21 protein-coding genes are annotated in these 17696 nt (G+C 70.3%); 14 read left to right on the top strand and 7 right to left on the bottom strand.

Annotated elements, in window-relative coordinates; all coding sequences use genetic code 11:
* Positions 1–5 precede the first annotated feature (5 nt).
* The 4 genes from NGB36_RS28945 to NGB36_RS28960 all read left to right on the top strand — a co-directional run bounded on the left by NGB36_RS28945 (position 6) and on the right by NGB36_RS28960 (position 2953).
* Entirely contained in the window at positions 6–1055 is a 1050-nt protein-coding gene (locus tag NGB36_RS28945) for a CobW family GTP-binding protein (protein ID WP_255923588.1), read from the top strand.
* Complete coding sequence (locus NGB36_RS28950) at positions 1052–2113, top strand: WD40 repeat domain-containing protein (protein ID WP_255923532.1); 1062 nt, start codon at positions 1052–1054, stop codon at positions 2111–2113. The genes NGB36_RS28945 and NGB36_RS28950 overlap by 4 nt, the downstream gene beginning before the upstream one ends.
* Positions 2110–2547, top strand: coding sequence for a (2Fe-2S) ferredoxin domain-containing protein (locus tag NGB36_RS28955; protein WP_255923533.1), 438 nt, complete (start codon positions 2110–2112; stop codon positions 2545–2547). The genes NGB36_RS28950 and NGB36_RS28955 overlap by 4 nt, the downstream gene beginning before the upstream one ends.
* A gap of 88 nt (positions 2548–2635) precedes the next feature.
* Positions 2636–2953 (top strand): ArsR/SmtB family transcription factor, encoded by a 318-nt coding sequence (locus tag NGB36_RS28960; protein WP_255923534.1) that lies wholly within the window; start codon positions 2636–2638, stop codon positions 2951–2953.
* A 67-nt stretch (positions 2954–3020) separates the two neighbouring features.
* On the opposite strand, the gene NGB36_RS28965 is transcribed toward NGB36_RS28960, so the two are convergent.
* Genes NGB36_RS28965 through NGB36_RS28975 form a run of 3 tightly spaced genes read right to left on the bottom strand, consistent with a single transcriptional unit; the run spans position 3021 to position 5282 of the window.
* Positions 3021–3869, bottom strand: a complete 849-nt coding sequence (locus NGB36_RS28965) for a metal ABC transporter permease (protein ID WP_255923535.1) — start codon at positions 3867–3869, stop codon at positions 3021–3023.
* Complete coding sequence (locus NGB36_RS28970) at positions 3856–4305, bottom strand: ATP-binding cassette domain-containing protein (RefSeq protein ID WP_255923536.1); 450 nt, start codon at positions 4303–4305, stop codon at positions 3856–3858. The genes NGB36_RS28965 and NGB36_RS28970 overlap by 14 nt, the downstream gene beginning before the upstream one ends.
* On the bottom strand, positions 4302–5282 hold the full coding sequence (locus NGB36_RS28975; RefSeq protein ID WP_255923537.1) for a GlxA family transcriptional regulator: 981 nt from the start codon (positions 5280–5282) through the stop codon (positions 4302–4304). The genes NGB36_RS28970 and NGB36_RS28975 overlap by 4 nt, the downstream gene beginning before the upstream one ends.
* 51 nt (positions 5283–5333) lie before the next feature.
* On the opposite strand from NGB36_RS28975, the gene NGB36_RS28980 reads away from it, so the two are divergent.
* The gene (locus NGB36_RS28980) at positions 5334–5729 is read left to right on the top strand and encodes a cupin domain-containing protein (protein WP_255923538.1); all 396 of its coding nucleotides are present in this window, start codon (positions 5334–5336) and stop codon (positions 5727–5729) included.
* 163 nt (positions 5730–5892) lie between these two features.
* Here NGB36_RS28980 and yczR read toward each other — a convergent pair whose 3' ends face one another.
* Positions 5893–7350 (bottom strand): MocR-like transcription factor YczR, encoded by a 1458-nt coding sequence (gene yczR, locus NGB36_RS28985; protein WP_255923539.1) that lies wholly within the window; start codon positions 7348–7350, stop codon positions 5893–5895.
* Positions 7351–7499: 149 nt separating this feature from the next.
* Here yczR and NGB36_RS28990 point away from each other — a divergent pair, with 149 nt between their 5' ends.
* On the top strand, positions 7500–8330 hold the full coding sequence (locus NGB36_RS28990) for a glutamate racemase (protein ID WP_255923540.1): 831 nt from the start codon (positions 7500–7502) through the stop codon (positions 8328–8330).
* Between the two features lie 66 nt (positions 8331–8396).
* Positions 8397–8897: a hypothetical protein gene (locus NGB36_RS28995; RefSeq protein WP_255923541.1), complete on the top strand. Its 501-nt coding sequence runs from the start codon at positions 8397–8399 to the stop codon at positions 8895–8897.
* Here NGB36_RS28995 and NGB36_RS29000 read toward each other — a convergent pair.
* Positions 8879–9418 (bottom strand): SRPBCC family protein, encoded by a 540-nt coding sequence (locus NGB36_RS29000; RefSeq protein ID WP_255923542.1) that lies wholly within the window; start codon positions 9416–9418, stop codon positions 8879–8881. The two genes, NGB36_RS28995 and NGB36_RS29000, sit on opposite strands and share 19 nt — an antisense overlap.
* Positions 9415–9810: an ArsR/SmtB family transcription factor gene (locus NGB36_RS29005; protein ID WP_255923589.1), complete on the bottom strand. Its 396-nt coding sequence runs from the start codon at positions 9808–9810 to the stop codon at positions 9415–9417. The genes NGB36_RS29000 and NGB36_RS29005 overlap by 4 nt, the downstream gene beginning before the upstream one ends.
* 490 nt (positions 9811–10300) lie before the next feature.
* On the opposite strand from NGB36_RS29005, the gene NGB36_RS29010 reads away from it, so the two are divergent.
* The 5 genes from NGB36_RS29010 (at position 10301) to NGB36_RS29030 (ending at position 13739) form a co-directional block, all read left to right on the top strand.
* A complete protein-coding gene (locus NGB36_RS29010) occupies positions 10301–10465 on the top strand; it encodes a hypothetical protein (protein WP_255923543.1) in 165 nt (54 codons plus the stop codon).
* Positions 10466–10488: 23 nt separating this feature from the next.
* Positions 10489–10782: a Dabb family protein gene (locus NGB36_RS29015; RefSeq protein WP_255923544.1), complete on the top strand. Its 294-nt coding sequence runs from the start codon at positions 10489–10491 to the stop codon at positions 10780–10782.
* A gap of 212 nt (positions 10783–10994) precedes the next feature.
* Positions 10995–11966, top strand: a complete 972-nt coding sequence (locus tag NGB36_RS29020) for an RNA polymerase sigma factor SigF (protein WP_255923545.1) — start codon at positions 10995–10997, stop codon at positions 11964–11966.
* Positions 11967–12150: 184 nt separating this feature from the next.
* Positions 12151–12981 (top strand): RNA polymerase sigma factor SigF, encoded by an 831-nt coding sequence (locus NGB36_RS29025; protein ID WP_255923547.1) that lies wholly within the window; start codon positions 12151–12153, stop codon positions 12979–12981.
* Between the two features lie 38 nt (positions 12982–13019).
* Positions 13020–13739: a hypothetical protein gene (locus tag NGB36_RS29030; protein ID WP_255923548.1), complete on the top strand. Its 720-nt coding sequence runs from the start codon at positions 13020–13022 to the stop codon at positions 13737–13739.
* A gap of 45 nt (positions 13740–13784) precedes the next feature.
* On the opposite strand, the gene NGB36_RS29035 is transcribed toward NGB36_RS29030, so the two are convergent.
* Positions 13785–14027, bottom strand: a complete 243-nt coding sequence (locus NGB36_RS29035) for a hypothetical protein (RefSeq protein ID WP_255923549.1) — start codon at positions 14025–14027, stop codon at positions 13785–13787.
* 65 nt (positions 14028–14092) lie between these two features.
* Between NGB36_RS29035 and NGB36_RS29040 the strand changes: the two genes are divergently transcribed.
* Both NGB36_RS29040 and NGB36_RS29045 read left to right on the top strand, forming a co-directional pair.
* Positions 14093–15028 (top strand): aldo/keto reductase, encoded by a 936-nt coding sequence (locus NGB36_RS29040; protein ID WP_255923550.1) that lies wholly within the window; start codon positions 14093–14095, stop codon positions 15026–15028.
* 250 nt (positions 15029–15278) lie between these two features.
* Positions 15279–17630, top strand: a complete 2352-nt coding sequence (locus tag NGB36_RS29045) for an MFS transporter (protein WP_255923551.1) — start codon at positions 15279–15281, stop codon at positions 17628–17630.
* Positions 17631–17696: the final 66 nt, after the last annotated feature.

The following is a 17696-nucleotide window of genomic DNA, read 5'->3' on the forward strand; positions in this document are numbered from 1 at the left end:
AGGCCGTGGAGGCCGTGGAGGCCGTGGAGGCCGTGGAGGCCGTGGAGGCCGTGGAGGCCGTGGACGATCGCGTTCCCGTCACCGTGCTGACCGGGTTCCTGGGCTCGGGCAAGACGACCCTGCTCAACCGCATCCTCACCGAGCAGCACGGCCTGCGGATCGCCGTCATCGAGAACGAGTTCGGCGAGGTCGGCATCGACGACGCTCTCGTCCTCGACGCCGAAGAAGAGATCTTCGAGATGAACAACGGCTGCATCTGCTGCACCGTACGAGGCGACCTCATCCGCATCCTGGGTGCGTTGATGCGGCGACGCGAGAAATTCGACCACGTACTCATCGAGACCACCGGGCTCGCCGACCCAGCGCCCGTCGCCCAGACCTTCTTCATGGACGACGAAATCGCCGCCCAACTGAGGCTGGACGCCATCGTCACCCTCGTCGACGCCGCCCACATCCTGCAGCACCTGGATGAGACCAAGCCCGAGGGCGTGGAGAACGAGGCCGTCGAGCAGATCGCCTTCGCCGACCGGATCGTGCTCAACAAGACCGACCTCGTGGGCGAGTCCACCATCGCCGAAGTCGTCTCCCGTATCCGCGCGATCAATGCCGCCGTCCAGGTCATTCCCGCCCGTCACGCCGACGTCGAACTCCACCAGGTGCTGGACGTGGGGGCATTCGACCTGGACCGCGTCCTCAAGGACGACCCGCAGTTCCTCACCGAGACGGAGCACCAGCACGACACCTCCGTCACCTCCGTCGGCATCGACCTGGCCGGCGAGCTCGACGAGGCCCGGCTCAACGCCTGGCTGGGCAACCTGCTGCGGACCAAGGGCGTGGACATCTTCCGTTCCAAGGGAATCCTCGCCATCGCCGGCGAGGCCAAGCAGTACGTCTTCCAGGGCGTGCACATGCTGCTGGACGGGGAGTTCGGCCGCGACTGGGGCGAGGGCGAGACCCGCCGCAACCGCCTGGTCTTCATCGGCCGCAACCTCGACCGCGCCGCGCTGGAACGCGGCTTCGCCGACTGCCTGACCACCGCGGGGGCCGTCGTATGAGCAGCAAGGCGCCAACTGCCGCAGCAGACACCGCGGTCGACGCCGATTCCGGCACCGTCTGGGAGACCGTTGTCGACGATGCCCCCGTCGCGCTCAGCGCACAGGGTGACCTCGTCGCCGTCGCGGGCGCCGACGGCACGCTGTGGATCCTCGATGTCGCCACCGGCACCACCACCGAGTCGTTCGAGCTGCCCGGCGGGCTGTTGGACGTGGCCCTCGCCCCCGACGCCCGGCACCTCGCCGCAACCGGCCCAGCCGGATATGCGCTGTGGCGCAGGATGGACGGCCGCGCGACGACGGTCGAAACCGGTTCCTGGTCGTCGGCCGCCCGATGGGCGGACGGCGAGCGCGTCGCCGTCGCCTGCGGCCGCCGTGCGCTCGTCCTCACCGCGGACGGTGAGGAGTTGTGGCAGACGGAACCGGCGGCGAGCACGGTCACCGACCTGGCCTGGATGCGCGGCGGGCGGCGGCTGGCCGTCGCCGCGTACGGTGCGGTGCGCTGCCACGAACGGCACCAGGCCGCACCCGTGGCGACCTACCCCTACATCGGCTCGCACCTGGCGCTCGCCGTCGCCCCCACCGACCGGTGGATCTGCAGCGGCAACCAGGACGCCTCCATCCACATCTGGCGCACCCGCGACGCCGACGAACTGACCATGTCCGGCTACCCGGAGAAGGTCTCCCGTCTCGCCTTCGACGACACCGGCTTCTGGCTCGCCGCCGACGGCGCCCCCGACGTGACGGTCTGGGACTTCTCCGGCAAGGGCCCGGCCGGCACCGCGCCGCGCTCACTGCGCGGCCACGAGACCATCACCGCACTCGCCTGGCGGCCCGGCCCCACCGGCCACCTCGCCAGCGGCGGGGACGACGGGACGGTCGCGTTGTGGCGGGCCACCTCCGGACGGCCAGAGGGGCGGCTGCGTCCGGCCCGCACGCTGAACGGTGACGGTGAGACGGCGGTGGCGGCGCTGGCCTGGGCCGGTCCACATCTGCTGATCGCCGCCCACCGCGACGGGCGCGTACAGGCCCACCACCTGCCCTCGCGGACCACCCTTTGACGACCACCCTGGGCCGCACGGTGGTCGGCGCCGCCCGCGACCGGCCGTGCACGCTGGTCGTGTGCCGGGGGTGCTGCTGCGGCAACGCGCGCAAGCACCCCAGGGCCGACCACGAGGGGCAGTTGGAGCGGCTGAGGGTTGCTGCCGCCGAATCCGGCGGCAGCGTCGCCGTCCGTACCACCGACTGCCTCGGCCCCTGCGGCCAGGCCAACGTCGTCGTGGTGCTGCCGTCCTCCGAAGGACGTCGCCGCGGCGGGCGGGCTGTCTGGATCGGCTGGGCCATGGGGGATGCCTGCACCGACGACATCGTGCGCTGGGCCACCGACGGCGGCCCCGGCATCGCCGAACCCCCGCCGGCCCTCGAACTGCAGGTGGTTCGCCCGCCCGGCGAGGAGCGCAGAGGAGCACGCGGGCGCGGTCGTGCACGCGCGTGACACCGAACCTGACCGGGCCGCGGCACCCGGTTCAGCGGCACCCGGTTCAGCGGCACCCGGTTCAGCGGCCACCGCGCCGGCCCTGCGCATGGACTCCGCCACCGCCGCCGCCGTCGCCACAACGCTGCAGGCCCTCGCCACCCCGTCCCGCCTGCTGATCCTCACCACGCTGCGGCACGTGCCGCACCCGGTCTGCGAACTCGCCGCCGCCATCGGCATGGAGCAGTCCGCCGTCTCCCACCAGCTGCGCATTCTGCGCACTCTCGGTCTGGTCACCGGCGAGCGCCAGGGCCGCCGCATCGTCTACCGCCTCCACGACGACCACGTCGCCCAGCTCATCGACCAAGCCGTGCAGCACATCGAGCACGTGCGCCTCGGCATCCCGGGCAGCACCCGCACCCGCTGACCCGGCGGGAGCGTCCTCGCTCAGGCTTGGCGCTGCCAGTTGGGCGCCAGGTCAGTTGGGTGCCAGGTCAGTTGGGCTCCGGATCGTCCGGCCGCTGCGGGGTCCGGGTGCGGTCGCATTCCGGGCAGATTCCGGCGAGTTCGACGGTGTGCCGGACGCCGGCGAATCCGGAGGTGCGGGCGATCCGGTCGGCCCATTCCTCCACGGGTGCGGAGTCCACGGGCAGGCTGAGCCCGCACGCCGTGCAGAGCAGGTAGTGGCGGTGGTCGGCGCCCGGCCGGTAGCGGAAGAGCCTCTCACCATTGCGGTCGCGTACGACGTCGGCGCGGCCGGCTTCGGCAAGCGCGGTCAGGGTGCGGTACACCGTGCTCAGGCCGACTTGTGAACCGTCCGCCGCCAGTGTGTACAGCGCTTGGGCGCTGACGGATCCACCGGTGTCGATCAACGACTTCAGCAGTGCGAGCGCCCGGTACGGGCGGTCGGTCAGCCTGCTCGCCGCGCCCCCCGGAGCGGCGAGCAGGCCGAGCAGCAGCAGCGAGCCGACGGCCTGGGTGGCCTCTGCGGCGCAGACCCCGGCGACGGCGAGAAAGGTGTAACCGAGCAGCCGCACCGGCACCTTGCGTGCGGCGGCGATGACCAGCGCGGCAGCCACGCACACGGTGAAGTACCCGTACACCGCGCCGACCCCGAGCAGGGTGGCTCCGGCCGCACCAGGGAACGCCACCGCCGAGAGAGTGTGCCCGGCGAACGTCTGCCTGCGCAGCACCACGAACCAGCCGACAGCCGCCGACACCACGGCGATGATCGCCCCCGCGCGGAAGGCGCTGACCATGAACGGGTACGCCCACATCTGCGTCAGGTCCGTGACCAGGTTCCACGACCAGCCCGATGAGACGGCGGTGTCAGCCAGCAGCATGGTCACCTCCCGCGGCTGAGGCTCCGGACGTGGCGTGCCGGTCCGTGTGCAGGGCGGGAGCCTCCGGCGAGCCCACGACCACCAACCGCCCGTCGGATGTGGTCAGCACCTCGATCGGCGTGCCGTACAGCCGGGTCAGCGTCTCGGAGGTGATGACCTCGGCCGGGGTCCCGGCAGCCGCGCCGCCCTCCGCGAGATACACCACCCGGTCGAGATGGTGCAGGATCGGATTCACGTCGTGCGCGACCATCACCACCGCCACTTTCTCCTGATGGCAGATCCGGCCGATCAGCGCCGCGACGGCGGCCTGATTGGGCAGGCCCAGGCTGTCCAACGGCTCATCCAGCAACAGCAGTTCGGGCCTGCGGACCAGCGCCTGAGCGATCAGCAGCCGCTGCCCCGGAACGGCCGACCGGAGCGCGGTCGGGACGGTCACCCGAACCGGTGCCGGTACGCCGAGGGAGTGAGTCCCGTCTCGCGGCGCATCAGCGCGCGCAGGTTGGTGGCGGTGCCGAGTCCGCTGCGGTGGGCTACGACGTCGAAGCGCGACTCGCCCCGTTCGATCAAACGGCATGCGAGGGCGAGGCGTTGGCTCGTCAGCCACGCCAGCGGAGTCGTGCCAAGTTGCGCCCGGAAGCGGCGGTGCAGCGTCGCCGGGCTGACCGCGGCGCGTGCCGCCAGGTCGGCGACCGTCAGCGGTGAGTCCAGCCGTTCCTGGGCCCAAGTGAGGACGGGCGCGAGGGATTCGTCCAGCGGGTCGGGCACCGGGCGCTCGATGAACTGCCGCTGTCCGCCGTCCCGGTGGGCTGCGAAGACCAGCCGTCGGCTCACGGAGTTGGCGATCTCGGCTCCGTGGTCGCGACGGACGATGTGCAGCCCGAGGTCTAGGGCGGCGGCGCTGCCCCCGGCGGTGAGGATGTCGCCGTCGTCGACGAACAGCACGTCTGCTTCGAGCCGGACGGAGGGAAAGCGGGTCCGGAAGGAGTCGGCCCACTGCCAGTGGGCGGTGGCCCGGCGGCCGTCGAGGACGCCTGCCTCGGCGAGGGTGAACGCGCCGCTGCAGAAGCCGACCAGGCGTGCGCCGCGCGCGTGCGCCCTGCGGATCGCATCGAGTACGGCCGGGCGGCGTGGGACGTCGACGTCAGGGCGGTTGGGCACGATCACGGTGTCCGCCGAGTCGGCCGCTTCCAGGCCGGCGACCGACGTGAGCGTGAAGAACCCGTCCCGCATCGGGGTGCACGGCTCGGGCGAGCAGAGCGTGAAGTCGTAGAGGTCACGGCCGATCTCGGGCCTGCGCAGGCCGAAGACCTCAGTCGCGCAGCCGAGTTCGAAAGGGTTGGAGTTCTCGTCAACGATCACGACGACACGGTGCCGGCCCGCCCTGCGACCCGCGTGCGAGGATTCTTGCGCCATATGCGATTCCTAGCGCTCCCGGCGAGACCGCGCCACCGGGATCATGAGCGCATGAGCAATGACCCCGTCGACCTCAGCACGGCTCTGGCCTCTTTCGATGCCTTGTGGAGCCCCCGTATCGTCACCCGCGTCAACGATTACGACGTCCGCATCGCCAAAGTCGGGGGCGAACACCTCTGGCACGTCCACGACCACACCGACGAGTTCTTCCTGGTTCTCGACGGGGAACTGCATATCGGGCTGCGCGAGCCCACCGGGGAACGCACCGTCCGCCTCCCGCGGGGTGCGGTCTTCACCGTCCCCCGGGGCACGGAGCACAAGCCGTACGCTCCCACCGGCGCCGCGATCCTCCTCTTCGAGCCCACCGGCACGCCGACGGTCGGCGACCGCCATGACGAGATCCCGGACCACGTCGACGCGACGACAGGGCACGCACTCGGCACCTGACCGGCACCTGACCGCCGCAGGCTCAGGGTCCGCCCGGACGGACGGCGGTGGTAACGACGACACCGGCGCGCCCACTGAGCACGTGCTGGCCGGACGGCGCAGCGCATAGTCGATGGCGCAGAAAAGCGGGCGCCCGGGGTCCGGGGTCCAGGGTTCGGGGCTGTCAGGCGATCCAGTGCGGTCGTCGGGTTGCGGACGGGAGCGGGAGGCCGTCGGCGAGCGCCGTGGCCATGCGGTGGACGGCCTCGCGCAGGGTGTCGGGCGGGGTTGTGTAGGGGATACGGAGGCGCTGTTCGAAGATGCCCGGGTCAGTGGCGAAGCGGGAACCGCTCTCGATCCGCACCCCGTATTCCAGCGCCCGTTCGGCCAGCGCTGAGGCGATGGGCTCGCCCAGGTCGACCCAGAGCGACAGACCGCCGGCCGGCAGGTGCCACGTCCACTGCGGGATGTGGCCGGCCAGGGCCTCGGCGAGGGCAGCGCGCTGCTCGTGCAGGTGCGCCAGGCGGGTCGGCAGCAACTCCCGTGCCCGCCCCAGGAGGTCGAGGGCGAGGAGCTGGTCCAGGACCGAGCCGCCCATGTCGGTGGCGACCCGCTGGCCGGCGAGTTCGGTCACCAGCCGGGAGGGGGCGCGCAGCCAGCCGATGCGCAAGCCGCCCCAGTGAGTCTTGCTCATCGAGCCGATGGTGATGACCTGCCCGCTCCCACCGGGCGTGGCGTGCGAGGCGAAGGGCGGCGCGGTGGGAACGTCGAGGGCGAGGTCGGCCAAGGTCTCGTCGACGACCAGCCAGGTGCCGGATCGCTGAGCGGCGCGCACGATGCGGGCGCGCTCCTCGTCGGGCATGAGACAACCGGTCGGGTTGTGGAAGTCCGGGATCAGGTAGGAAAGTTGGGGCACAACCTGACGCAGGGTCGATTCGGTGATCTCGATGTCCCAGCCGGTGTCGGTCACTGGGACGGACACGGTGCGAAGGCGGGCACGGCGCATGGCATCCAGAGCATTCGGGTAGGACGGATTCTCCACCATGACCCGGTCGCCGGGTGAGCACAGCAGCCCCATGACCAGCGTGAGCGCGTGCTGGGCGCCGGAGGTCACCAGGATCTGTTCGGGCACGGTGGCCAGACCCCGCCGGCTGAAACGATCGGCGACGGCGGCCCGCAGTTCCGGCAGGCCGTAGGGGTGGTAGCCGGGGGTGTGCGCGTGCTCGCACAGCTGAGGGGCGATCTGGGCGAGAGCGTCGGCGAGTAGCTGTTCCGGCAGCACGGGGGCGGCTCTGGCCAGGTCGATCGCGGTGTCCTGGGGGCCGAGGAGCCGGGTGATGCCGCTGGGTGTGCGGCCCTGTGGCAGGGCGGTCCACGTACCGGAGCCCTGGCGGCTGTGCGCGTAGCCACTCTCGCGCAGCAGGTCGTACACGGCAGTAACGGTGGCCCTGCTGATGTCCAGGGCGGTGGCCAGCTCCCGCTCGGCGGGGAGTCTGACGTGCAGTGCGATCCGTCCGTCCAGGATCAGCGTGCTGATCGCCTGGGCCAAGTGACGGTAGGCGGGCCGAGCTCCCGCCGGGGCGGGCAGCATGGCGGCGAGCTGCCGGCTCCCCAGCGTCCGCCCGGAGTTCCTCTCCGCCATACCACTCTCCCTGGATTGGCCATGCCAAGTGGGCCAATCACTGTACAGACTCGCCGTCAACGGCTTTTGAGGCACATGGGCCGCGTGGGCCGCATGGGCTGCACGGGCCCGTGGGCCGCATGGGCCACATGGACGCAGAGGAGATGCGGGTGAAGATTGGCTTGATCGACTCCAGTGTCGGGCTGCTCGCGACGGCGGCCGTCCTGCACCGGCTGCGGCCGGACGCCGACCTCGTCCTGTCCTGCGACCCGGACGGCATCCCGTGGGGGCCGCGCGCCCCGGAGGACATCACGGCTCGCGCGCTGGCCTGTGCCCGGGCGGCCGTCGACCACGCGCCGGACGCCATGGTCGTGGCCTGCAACACCGCGTCCGTGCACGCCCTGGCCGCCCTTCGGGCCGAGCTGGAGCCGGACATCCCGGTCATCGGCACCGTGCCTGCGGTCAAACCGGCCGCCGCCGCGGGCGGGCCGGTCGCGGTCTGGGCGACTCCGGCCACCACCGGCAGCCCCTACCAGCGCGGACTGATCGCCGACTTCGCGGGCGGCGCCGACGTCACCGAGGTGCCCTGCCCCGGCCTCGCCGATGCCGTCGACGCGGTCGATGACCCCGCCATCGACACGGCCGTCAAGGCCGCCGCCGCCCTGACGCCGCCCGGCGTAAGGGGAGTTGTCCTCGGGTGCACGCACTACGGGCTCGTCGCCGACCGGATCCGCGCCGCCGTCGCCCCGGGCGCCGTGCTCTACGGATCCGCCGAGGCCGTCGCCGCCCAGGCGCTGCGAAGGCTCGGCGCCCGGCCTGCCCCGGCGGCCGAGCCCTCCGGCAGTCTGGCGGTCATCCACAGCGGCCGCCCGGCCGAGTTGCCCGGACACGTGGCCGGCTACCCCGAAGGGCGCGTGCTGCTGCGCATGGGCAGATCACGGACGGGGAGCATGCTTGAGCGCCGGCCCCGGCCCCGAACATCCCCCGCGCAGAGCGCGTAATCATCCTTGAGGGCTTGCCACCAGGCACAGCCCTCCGCCTGAACGGCGCTGGGGACGGTGGGGTTGATGGATGCGAGGACAGGACTGCGCGGCCCGGTCCGTGCGGTCGTGCTGGTCGACGGCGCGGTGGCGGCTGCCGCGGCCTGCTCCCGCGCCGCAGGAGGCCGGGCAACGCCCGGGACGAGTGTCACTCTGCCGGCCAGAGCCTGTCAGGTCGTCATCTCCGCCACGCTCGCAGTGGCATGCGTCGCCGTTCCCGCCACCACGGTGCGGGCGGCGAAGCCCACGAACAGCCTGTCGCAGGCCATCGGCGCGAACGCCGCCCCGTTCAGGGAGCCGCCGAAGTACGGCCTCGGCGCGGCGGGCGAGGCCATCGTCTCGGCCGGGCGCGCCTACCTGCTGTCCGGCGAGCGAGGGGGTACAAAGCTGGGCACGCTGCTGGGCGCGCTGCGGCCGGGCGATGCCTACGACGGCAACAGCGTGCACGTGAGGTGGAACAACGACACGAGCGTTACGTACCGGATCGACGGCGGCGGCTCGGCAACCGCTCATCCCTGCTGCTCGTGACCTGCGGGCGGCCCCACTTGCGGGCCGAGAGCCGGTTCGAATGCGGCGACGTAGCGGTCGAAGAACCCCTTCCACGCGTCGGCGGCGGAGGTGCCGCCGGTCAGCGCGTCGAGGCAGATCTGCCAGCCGGCCGCATTGCGTGCGGCGAACTTCCGGTCGAGCTCGTCGGTGAAGACCAGGCGCGTACCGCCGTCGGGCTCCGGGGTCAGCTCGAAGCGAAGCGTTTCCTCTCCCCAGGTGTAGGAGAGGAGCCGGGGCTCGTCGACGTCGAGGACCGTCCCGGTGAGCGTCGGGCCCTCGTTGTCGCGGAACGGGAAGGTGATCTTTGCGCCGGGCCGCCATGCCTCAGGGATGACGTCGCACGGGAACCACGCCTTCAGCTCCTCGCGGTCGGTGATGGCGCGCCAGACCGCCTGTGGCGGCCTCGACAGCACTCGCTCGAAGCGGATCACCGGGCGGGTGCCCTCCGCGTGCACAGTGGCTTCGACGGGCGCGGTGGGGCCGTTGACGGGATGGTTCACGGGACCGCCCTCTCCTCGTTCGTGTCGTTCTTGTCGTCGTCCGCGGTCTCGGCGGTCTCGGCGGTCTCGGCGGTCTCTTCCAGGTGGCGTTCGAGCCGGTCGAGGCGCGCACTCCACAGCGCGCGGTACGGCGCGAGCCAGGCGTCGAGCCCGGCCAGCGGTTCCGGGCATATCCGGTACAGGCGCCGCTGCGCCTCGGGTCTGACCTCCACGAGCCCGGCGTCACGGAGCACGCGCAGGTGCTTGGAGACGGCGGGCTGGGTCAGCCCCAGCCGGTCGACGAGCTCGCCGACCGGCCGCTCGCCGTCCCGCAGCAGATCGAGGATGCGTCGGCGGTTCGGCTCGGCGAGCACTTCGATGATCTGAGTGGCGTCCAGTGCGCCCGCGGCCATGACCACACAGGAAGCATGCCTCGCCAGTTATATGCATGTCAAGGCATACAATGCCGCCGGACGCGGCGCGGGGACGGGACGAGGAGAGGAGCCCGGGAAGGGCGGAGAAATGGGCCAGGGGGAGCGGCAACGGGGGACATACCGCTCCCCTGATGAGAAGAGGACCATTGCGCCCGAGCCGCAGTCAGGGAGAGAGGATCGCGGTCGGGACCTTTGATCACGGTCCTGATTCCAACGCGCCGGATTCCTGCCAGACCGCCGGGTTCGTCATCCATCCTGCACGCCGCCGGCGCCCCGCGGGCCCGGCGAAGGGCCCCGGGGGGAACCTCGGCCCTTAAAGAGGTCGTAAGAGGTTGTGAGAGCCTGGCATCCACGGCGTCGTCATCCTTGGCGTCACCCATTCGGTCGATAGACTCACCCGCCGAACACTTGGACGTGAGCACGCGCGACCGTGCGACGGATAACGCCGCCGGGGAGGCAGGGCAGGGGAATGGCTCAGGCGAGGAAGATCGCGACCTACGTGATCGTCATCTTCGTGCTGTACACGATCGTCACCTCCCCGGACCGGGCCGCGCAGCTGGTCCAGGTAGGGTTCGAAGGGATTTCGATCGCCGCGAAGGCCGTCGGCCAGTTCATGACCCAGCTGGTGAAATAACGAGTCCCGAGGAGCCCCGCCGCATGATCCGCCACCTGGTCCTGTTCAAGCTGAACGAGGGCGTCGATCGTGACGACCCCAAGGTGGCCGCCGGGGTCTCGGCGTTCGAGGCGCTGGGTGAGCGGATCCCCGAGCTCGCCTCGTGGGAGTGCGCCTGGAACATCACCGACCGTCCGATCGCGTACGACTACGCCATCAACTGCACCGTGGCCGACACCGAGGCACTCCGCCGCTACATCGAGCACCCCGCCCATCAGGCGGGCGTCGCGCTGTGGAAGGAATTCGCCACCTGGGTGATCGCCGACTACGAAATCTGAGTGGTCGCCGGGACATCTAGAGCATCCGAGCCCCCGCCGTTCCGGCAGGGGCTCGTCGCTTCGCGCGTGGCTTCAACAAAGGCTTAAGAATCACCCAACTGTCCACCAACACGGCGCTTTACGGTGCTTGCACACAGTGGACATGTCTTGTGATGCTATGACCGCTTTTGCCGGTCGGCTGGAACGCTGCGTGGACTGACGAGGGGTGGTGTGTGCCCGTGCCGGCTCGTACTGCGCCCTCATCGAAACTGCCCGCCGAGAGCACCGCGCCGACCGGGCCCGCCGAGCGCGCCGAGGGCCGCGAGCCACGTGACGTACCCGATCCCCACGATCCACACGACCGGCACGATCCGCACGACCCGCCACCGGAGCACCCCAACCACCCCGATCACCCCGACCCCGATGGCTCACCCCGCAGCCGCAGAGCCGCCGACGCGCGGGCGCTGACCCAGGTGCTCTTCGAGGAGCTGTCGGGACTCGAACCCGGCACTCCCGAACACACGCGCGTACGCGCCGCCCTCATCGAGATCAACCTGCCCCTGGTGCGCTACGCCGCGGCCCGCTTCCGCAGCCGCAACGAGCCGATGGAGGACGTGGTCCAGGTCGGCACCATCGGGCTGATCAACGCGATCGACCGCTTCGACCCCGCGCGCGGGGTGCAGTTCCCCACCTTTGCGATGCCGACCGTCGTCGGTGAGATCAAACGTTACTTCAGGGACAACGTGCGCACCGTCCACGTCCCGCGCCGGCTCCATGAGCTGTGGGTGCAGGTCAGCGGTGCGATCGAGGACCTCACGGTGATGCACGGCCGCTCCCCTTCGACGGCCGAGATCGCGGGACGGCTCAAGCTCACCGAGGACGAGGTCCTGGCGTGTCTGGAGGCCGGCCGCGCCTATCACGCCACCTCGCTCGAAGCCGCCCAGGAGGGCGACGGCGCCCCAGGCCTGCTCGACCGCCTCGGATATGAGGACCCGGCGCTGGCCGGTGTCGAGCACCGCGATCTGGTGCGGCATCTGCTCGTCCAGTTGCCCGAGCGGGAGCGGCGGATTCTGCTGCTCCGTTACTTCGGCAACCTGACACAGTCGCAGATCAGTGCGGAACTCGGCGTGTCGCAGATGCATGTGTCCCGACTGCTGTCGCGCAGCTTCGCCCGATTGAGATCCGCAAATCAGCTCGAATCATAGCTGAAACGGGCTAATGGGCGACCGTAGCCTCGGTGCAAATAAGTCGACTTGGCGCTACAGCGTGTTGCCGACATGTGACATTCTGCTTGAACCGCGTTTGTGGCGGCCCGGCCTCCGGTATTCAGGTGGAGGAACCGTCGCTCAGGCGGCGCTCGCGATCCGTCCGCGACCTCAAGGGGGTGGCATGTCCGTAGAAGTGGGCAGTGCGAAGGTGCTTCAGCCCGAGGCGCCGCTCGACGCCGTCGGCGGCGAAGCCATCAACACCCGTACGCTCTCCCGCTCGTTGTTCCTAAGGCTCGCAGAGCTTCCACAGGACAGCGCCGAGCGGAGTTACGTACGTGACACGCTCATCGAACTCAACCTCCCGCTGGTCCGGTACGCGGCCGCGCGCTTCCGCAGTCGCAACGAACCGATGGAAGACATCGTCCAGGTCGGCACCATCGGGCTGATCAAGGCGATCGACCGGTTCGACTGCAACCGCGGCGTCGAGTTCCCGACCTTCGCCATGCCCACCGTCGTCGGTGAGATCAAGCGCTTCTTCCGGGACACCTCGTGGTCGGTGCGTGTGCCGCGCCGCCTGCAGGAGTTGCGCCTGGCGCTCACCAAGGCGAGCGACGATCTGTCGCAGCGCCTGGACCGCTCGCCCACCGTCGCCGAACTCGCCTCCTGCCTGGGAGTGTCCGAGGAGGACGTGGTCGACGGCCTCGCGGTCGGCAACGCCTACACGGCGAGCTCGCTCGACTCGCCGCCGCCGGAGGACGACGGCGCGGAGGGTTCGCTCGCGGACCGGCTCGGTTACGAGGACGCGGCGCTGGAAGGCGTCGAATACCGCGAATCGCTCAAGCCGCTGCTCGCCCAACTCCCGCCGCGCGAACGGCAGATCATCATGCTGCGTTTCTTCGCCAATATGACGCAGTCTCAGATCGGCGAGGAGGTCGGCATCTCCCAGATGCATGTCTCCAGGCTGTTGACGCGCACGCTCGCGCAATTGCGGGAAGGCCTGACCTCCGAGTAACCGTTCCCTAACTGACCTCACGTCAATAAACTGGCGCGGTGGGCGCACTCGTTCGCACGGTCACCCGCCGAGGGGCTCTGGCCGCCTCGGCGGGCGTACTGTGTCTGGCGGCTCTGGCCTGGTGGGTGGCCGCGCCGGACGTGGGCGGAGGCGGCGGTGGCGGTTATCTGGCCGCGGGCCCCGCCGGGCCGCCGCAGGGGGCGGGCCATGTCGTACCGCCGACCGCCAAGGTGACGATGGTGCCCTTGCCGCAGGGTGGCTCCTCGGCGTCGCCCGCATCACCCGCATCGTCGGCGTCCTCCTCGGACGGAAGCGGGGCCACGGGCTCGGCGCCCGGGCCGACGCCGGGCGCATCCGTCCCGCCCGGCTCCCTCCCGCCCGATCCGCCCGGCGCGGGCGTATCACGCACGGCGCCCGCGACGGCGCCGTCGTCGCCGGGCTCGGGCGGACGGCCGGCGCATCTGACCATGAGCGCACCACAGGACGCCGCGACGGATGTGCCCTGGTGCCAGAACGTCACCGTCACCTTCACCAACACCGGTGAGGTTCCCGCCACTTCGGGCACGGTGACCTTCGCGACGCACATCATCGGTCTGCTCGGCATCGACTGGGGCACGGTCGACACCGCCGAGAAGGTGCCGGTCCCGATCGCCGGCGGCGTCCGGGTGACCAGGACGTGGCAGATCTGCCTCGACTCCTGGCGCGTGCCGCTGGGCACGCGCCTTGACACCGAGAGCGCGGCCCTCAGCGGAACGTGACCGGGATCCGGGATCCGGGATCCGGGAACGGGGTTCCGGGGGACCTCAGCCGAGCAGGAAGTAAGCCGCAGCGGCGAGCACCACCAGCACGGCGATCACGACACCGGCGATCACACCCGCCTTCGAGCCGCTCTCGTTCTGCGCACGCCCGTACGTCGTGCCCTGCCCGCTCGGCTGCCGGCGATCCGCCGTGCCCTCGTCGACGAAGGCACGGAACATCTGCGTGCTGCCCGCGGGGTCGATGTTCTGCTGTTGCTGCTGATCAGGATTGGGACGGTAGTCAGCCATGAAGCAGGACCCTAGCGAAGTCGGGAAGCGGAATACCAGGGACCCCGTGAGTGTTCTCGTCGCCCGTGACACGTATTGGTAATTCCGATCTCGACGTCTTCCCCCTGTCGCTCGGCGGCAACGTCTTCGGCTGGACCGCCGACGAGCGTGAATCCTTCGCCGTCCTTGACGCCTACACGGCGGCCGGCGGCAACTTCATCGACACCGCGGATGTGTACTCGGCCTGGATCCCGGGCAATTCCGGCGGCGAGTCCGAAGCGATCATCGGCAACTGGATGGCCTCACGCGGCAACCGCGACCAGGTCGTGATCGCCACCAAGGTGGGTTCGCACCCGGACTTCACCGGCCTGAAGGCCGCCACGATCAAGAGAGCCGCGGAGGAATCCCTTCGCCGGCTGCGCACCGACCACATCGACCTGTACTACACGCACCGGGACGACCCGGCCACCCCGGTCGAGGAGTTCATCGGCGCGCTGGACGAGCTGGTGCGCGAGGGCAAGGTGCGGCACATCGGCGCATCGAACATCGGCCCCGAGCGGCTCGCCGAGTCCCTCGAGCTCTCCCGGCGCGAGGGGCTCGCCTCGTACGTGGCACTGCAGCAGCACTACAACCTCGTGGAGCGCGCGCAGTACGAGGGCCCGCTCGCCGACGTGGTCGCGGCACACGGCCTGTCGTCGGTGCCCTACTACGCGCTCGCCTCCGGCTTCCTCACCGGCAAGTACCGTCCCGGTGCCCAGGTGGAGAGCGAGCGGGCCGGGAAGGCCGCGTCCTACCTGGACAGCGAGCGCGGCCCGCGCGTGCTGGCCGCGCTCGACGAGGTGGCCGCGGCACACGACGCCGAGGTCGCCACCGTCGCGCTCGCGTGGCTCGCCGCGCAGCCCACGGTGGCGGCACCGATCGCCAGCGCCCGAACGGTGGGACAGCTGCCCGCGCTGCTGGCCGTGGCGGAGATCACGCTGACCGCGGACGAGCTCGACAGGCTGTCCGCCGCATCGGCCTGACCTGCACTGACCTGCACTGTTGTGACCTGATCCGACCCGATCGCGGTGGCCTGTGCCGAATCGACACAGGCCACCGCGCGCCGGTGGCGGCCGCCCGGGAGCCAATTCACTTGCGTGTAGCAACTAACCTCCCCTAAGGTTGCTCAAGGCAACTACTATGAGGAAGACGATGGCTACCACCACACCGGCCCCCGCACGGCCGACGAGGGCTGCGGCAGCGGATCCGGAACATGGCTCCCACTCCGCACCCATGTCGCACCGGCAGATCATGGAGGCGCTGTCCGGGCTCATGCTCGGACTTTTCGTCGCGATCCTTTCGTCCACGATCGTCTCCACTGCCCTCCCCACGATCCTCGCCGACATCGGCGGCGGCCAGGAGGCCTACACCTGGATCGTGACGGCCGCGCTGCTCGCGGTCACGGCGACCACCCCGCTGTGGGGCAAGATGTCGGACCTGGTGAGCAAGAAGCTCCTGGTCCAACTGGCGCTGGTGCTCTACATCCTCGCCTCGGTCACCGCCGGTTTCGCGCAGAACGCCGGGATGCTCATCGCCTGCCGAGTCGTCCAGGGCATCGGCGCGGGCGGCCTCTCCGCGCTCTCGCAGGTGATCATGGCCGCGATGATCTCCCCGCGCCAGCGCGGCCGTTACAGCGGCTACCTCGGTGCGACGTTTGCGGTGGCCACCGTCGGCGGGCCGCTGATCGGTGGCGTCATCACCGACACCAGCTGGCTCGGCTGGCGCTGGTGCTTCTACGTCGTCGTGCCGTTCGCGCTGATCGCGCTGGTCGTGCTGCAGAAGACGATCCACCTGCCGGTGGTCAAGCGCGAGACCAAGGTCGACTGGCTGGGCGCATTCTTCGTCACGGCCGCGGTTTGCCTGCTGATGGTGTGGGTCACGCTCGCGGGCGACAAGTACCCGTGGCTGTCGTGGCAGACCTACGTCATGGTCCCGGGCGCGGTCGTGCTCGGCCTGATCTTCCTGCTCGTCGAGGCGAAGGCGCGCGAGCCGATCATCCCGCTGCGGCTCTTCCGCAACGGCACCATCACGCTCACCTCCATGAGCAGTGTGTTCGTCGGCGTCGCGATGTTCGCGGGCACGTACTTCCTCAGCCAGTACTTCCAGCTGGGGCGGGACAAGACGCCGGCGATGTCCGGTGTCATGACGATCCCGATGGTCGCCGGTCTCTTCGTCGCCTCCACGCTCTCGGGCCAGATCATCACCCGTACCGGGCGCTGGAAGGCGTTCCTGGTCGCCGGCGGCATCTTCCTCACCGCGGGCGCGGCGCTGCTCGGACTCATACGCCACGACACGCCGTACTGGCAGGTCGCGGTCTACACGGCGCTGCTCGGTGTCGGCATCGGCATGATGATGCAGAACCTGGTGCTCGCCGTGCAGAACCAGGTCGCTACCGAGGACCTCGGCTCGGCGAGCTCCCTGGTGACCTTCTTCCGGACCCTCGGCGGCGCCATCGGCGTCGCGGCGCTCGGTGCGGCGCTGTCCAACCGCATCACGCACTACATGCAGGATGGCTTCGCCTCGCTCGGCATCCCGATGCCGGCGACTCAGGGCGGCGAGGCCAATCTGCCCGATCTGTCGAAGCTGCCCGTACCGATCCGCCAGATCACCGAGGTCGCGTACGGGCACGGACTTGCGGACATTTTCCTGTACGCGTCGCCCTTCGCCTTCATAGCCTTTCTGCTGGTGCTCTTCATCAGGGAAGTACCGCTGAAGACGGCGAGCGGGCTGCAGCAGTCGGCGGGCGTGCCCGCGCACTCGGCGGCAGCAGCAGCACAGCAACCTGCGGCGACCGCGTTGGCTGAGGAGGAGTTGATGGACGGCATCAGCATTCACGGTTCGGTGAGCGGCGCCGACGGCACTGCCGTCGCCTCCGCCACCGTGACCCTCATCTCGCTGCAGGGGCGGCAGTTGGGGCGCGCAGTGGCCAGGCACGACGGGTCGTACGCGATCGACTCGCCGGGCGCCGGGTCCTACGTACTGATCGCGGCCGCGGAAGGGCATCAGCCGCAGGCCACCACGGTGGTCGTCGGCAACGAGCCGCTCACCCACGACATCGTTCTGTCCGGCACGAGCGGGCTCGCCGGTGTGGTGCGCGCACTGGCCGACGCGGTTCCGGTGGCCGATGCGATGGTCGTCGTCACCGATGTGCGCGGCGAGGTGCTCGCGACCGGCAAGACGGGCCCGGCCGGCACCTTCAGCTTCGACGAACTGCCCGCGGGCACCTTCACGGTGGCGGTCAACGCGAGCGGATACCGTCCCGTGGCCCTTCCTGTCGAGGTCGGCGCGGCAGGAATCACCCGGATCGAGGTGGAACTGCGCTCCGGGGCCTATCTGCAGGGTACGGTGCGAGCGGGGGCGGACCGCCGTCCCCTGAACGACGCGCGGGTCACGTTGCTCGACGCGGCCGGGAATGTGGCGGGTACGGCGACCACGGGGGATGACGGCACCTATGCCTTCACCGATCTGGACGCCGGCGACTACACGTTGATCGCCAGCGGATATCCGCCGGTGGCCACCTCGATGACCGTGGACTCCTACGGCGGCGAAGGCTACGACGTGGAACTCGGCCACCCCCAGCAGTAGTTCACCAAACGCCAGGAAACCACAACAGATCAGACGACTGGCCCGCGCGCACAGCGGAGGCGTACG

The organism is Streptomyces humicola (assembly GCF_024436035.1).
GTDB classification, from domain to species: Bacteria; Actinomycetota; Actinomycetes; order Streptomycetales; family Streptomycetaceae; genus Streptantibioticus_B; species Streptantibioticus_B humicola.